This window comes from Campylobacter showae CC57C, assembly GCF_000344295.2.
Classification (GTDB): domain Bacteria; phylum Campylobacterota; class Campylobacteria; order Campylobacterales; family Campylobacteraceae; genus Campylobacter_A; species Campylobacter_A showae_B.
The window spans coordinates 1-2,943 of record NZ_AOTD01000259.1; the positions used below are offsets into that span (position 1 = coordinate 1).

Consider the following 2,943-nt stretch of genomic DNA (forward strand, 5'->3'; position numbering starts at 1 on the left):
GATCAAAAACATCATCGTGATCATCCGCGATATCGCCGATCAGACGAATTTGCTAGCGCTTAACGCTGCTATCGAGGCGGCACGCGCAGGCGAGCATGGACGCGGCTTTGCGGTCGTGGCCGATGAGGTTAGAAAACTAGCCGAACGCACCCAAAAGAGCCTCGGCGAGATTGAAGCCAACACAAACGTCCTAGCTCAAGGAATTAACGAGATGAGCGAAAACATCAAAGAGCAAAGTGAAGCTATCAACATGATAAATCAAAGTATCGCCCAGGTCGATGAGCTCACTAAACAAAACGTCAATATAGCTAACGCTACAAGCATGGTAACTAGCGAGGTGGACGACATGGCAAAAGCTATCGTAGCAGACGTTAGGAAAAAGAAATTTTAATCAACCCCGTCAAAACGGCAGGTTTGAATAAATTTGGCCTGCCGTTTTGATTTGACTCCTTTTATTTTGGTTGCGAGGCGTAGTAAATTTAATCGCTTTTCAGCTTTTTCTTATTTTTTCATTTTAAATTTTGTATCCTTTTAAGCTAAATTTGCTGTAAATTTTGACTATAATTTCGCAAAGGACAAATCATGCAAGAGTGGGCTTTATGGGCGCTAGCTTCGGCAGTTTTTGCCGCGCTTACGGCGATTTTTGCCAAGGTTGGGCTTGAGGGTATAGACTCAAATTTTGCGACTTTTATCAGGACGCTCGTTATCGCAGCGGCTTTGGTTTTGTTTCTCACATATGCTAAAAAGTGGCAGCCGCTTGGCGAGCTAAGTGCGCGAAACTGGCTGTTTTTGACGCTTAGTGGACTTGCGACTGGCGCATCGTGGCTGGCGTATTTTAAAGCGCTTCAGATAGGCTCCGCGTCGCAGGTAGCGCCCATAGATAAGCTTAGCGTCGTTTTGGTTGTTGTTTTTGCGGTTATATTTTTAGGCGAACGCCCGAGCTTTAGAGAGTGGATCGGTATCGCACTGATAGCTAGCGGCGTGTTTACGCTGGTTTTTGCAAATAGATAGCTTACGAATAAATTTGATTTGAGTTAAATTTACCAAATTTGGCGAGCGTAAAAGCGCGGTTTGCTAGCAAAATTTCGCGTCAAATTTGTACCCATCAATCACAAATTTGATATATGCACATTGTCAAATTTCAACCGCAAAAATACAAGCTATCAAATTTAGCCCTTAAATTTTGCTTCATGCTCCAAAAGCCAAATTTTAGTCGCTAACCCTTCGCCGCCGCTGTATCCGCCAAGGCCGTTTGAGGCGACGACTCTGTGGCAGGGCACGATGATTGGGATTTTGTTTTTCGCATTTGCCGAGCCTGCCGCGCGAAACGCCCTCGGTCGCCCGGTCATCGCTGCGAGCTGTGCGTACGTGACGCGCTGCCCGTAAGCGATCTTTTGCAGATTTTCGTAAACGCATCTCTGAAATGCCGTGCCGCCGATATTTAGCCGCGTTTTGAAGGTTTTAAGCTCGCCTTTAAAATAGCTTTCAAGCTCGCTTAAACAGAGCTTTAAATTTGCGTCCGTTACGTCCGTGCGGACGAATTCTTGCACGAAATTTAGCTCGCAAACTCCGCTCTCGTCGCCGCAAATCTCCAAAACGCCTATAGGCGAGTCAAAATACGCTTTTTGCATCGTAATTCCTTAAAATCAAGTGCTTAAATTTAGCCAAATTTCGCTTTGTTTTGCTAAAATTACGTAAATTTTAATAAGGATAAAAGATGGACTTTTTCACGCAGTACGAAAAACACGTAAAAGAGCGCGAGGCCCTAGGCGTGCCGCCGCTACCGCTAAACGAGGAGCAGACGAGAGAGGTTTGCGAGCTTTTAAAGCTCGAAAGCGCGCACGAGAGGGAGTATCTAGGCTTACTTTCAAGACGCATGCCGCCGATGGAGCCTGGCGGTGAAGGCGAAGCGATTATCGCCGCAAGGCTAGATGAAAATCAAAAGATAGTAAAGTGGCTCGTAAATTTACTCGCAAATCGCGTAAATCCGGGCGTGGACGACGCGGCGAAGGTAAAGGCGGAGTTTTTAAACGAGATTATAAACCACGGGCTTGAGATAAGCGGCCTTGATAAAATCGCCGCCGTAAATTTGCTGCGGCCGATGCTTGGCGGATACAGTGTCATTGTACTGCTTGAGAGCCTAAAAAACGCCGACGAGGCCGTAGCGCAAGCTGCCTGTAACGTGCTAAAAGAGACGATTTTCGTGCATGATTATTTTAACGACGTAGCAGAGCTTGCAAAAACCAACAAATTTGCGCTTGAAGTTCTGCGCTCGTGGGCGGAAGCCGAGTGGTTTAAGGCGCGTGAGAGCCTGCCTAGGCGTATCAGAGCGGTTATCTTTAAAGTCGCTGGCGAAACCAACACCGACGATCTAAGCCCCGCTAGCGAGGCCTATACGCGCTCGGATATCCCGCTGCACGCAAATGCGATGCTAGTTAAGCGTCAGCCAGGCAGCCTAGAAATGATCAATGAGCTAAAAAAAAGTGGGCTCGAGGTCGTCTACGCGGGCGACGTCGTGGGTACGGGCAGCAGCCGAAAGAGCGGCATAAACTCCATCCAGTGGCACCTCGGGCGCGAGATAGAGGGCGTGCCGAACAAAAAAACGGGCGGTATCGTGATAGGAACGGCGATCGCGCCGATATTTTTTAACACCGCCGAGGATAGCGGCGCGCTACCGATAGTGGCCGACGCGAGCGCGCTAGAGACGGGCGACGTCGTCGATATCTACCCGTACGCGGGCGAGATTTTTCTCGTCGGGCGTGTAAATTTGGGCGCCGAGGGTAAATTTGACGGAGTAGAAATTTGCGGCGAAAACGGTGGTAAATTTACAAACGGCGACGAAGATTTAGACGCAAACGCCGAGCCTAGAGGCAAACTCGTCGCTCGTTTTACGCTTGCGCCAAACACGATATTTGACGAGATTAGGGCTGGCGGGCGCATACC

At 48.6% G+C, this 2,943-nt stretch carries 4 protein-coding genes; 3 read left to right on the forward strand and 1 reads right to left on the reverse strand.

The window, feature by feature from the left end; genetic code table 11:
- Together H740_RS10705 and H740_RS10710 are read left to right on the forward strand one after the other, a co-directional pair.
- The coding region (locus tag H740_RS10705) for a methyl-accepting chemotaxis protein (protein ID WP_002953785.1) at positions 1-391 on the forward strand (391 nt) is incomplete at its 5' end.
- Positions 392-582: 191 nt separating this feature from the next.
- Complete coding sequence (locus H740_RS10710; RefSeq protein WP_002953786.1) at positions 583-1,011, forward strand: EamA family transporter; 429 nt, start codon at positions 583-585, stop codon at positions 1,009-1,011.
- 158 nt (positions 1,012-1,169) lie between these two features.
- Here H740_RS10710 and H740_RS10715 read toward each other — a convergent pair whose 3' ends face one another.
- A complete protein-coding gene (locus H740_RS10715; RefSeq protein WP_002953788.1) occupies positions 1,170-1,631 on the reverse strand; it encodes a methylated-DNA--[protein]-cysteine S-methyltransferase in 462 nt (153 codons plus the stop codon).
- A gap of 86 nt (positions 1,632-1,717) precedes the next feature.
- On the opposite strand from H740_RS10715, the gene H740_RS10720 reads away from it, so the two are divergent.
- A partial coding sequence (locus tag H740_RS10720) for a 3-isopropylmalate dehydratase large subunit (protein WP_002953789.1) occupies positions 1,718-2,943 on the forward strand: 1,226 nt, incomplete at its 3' end.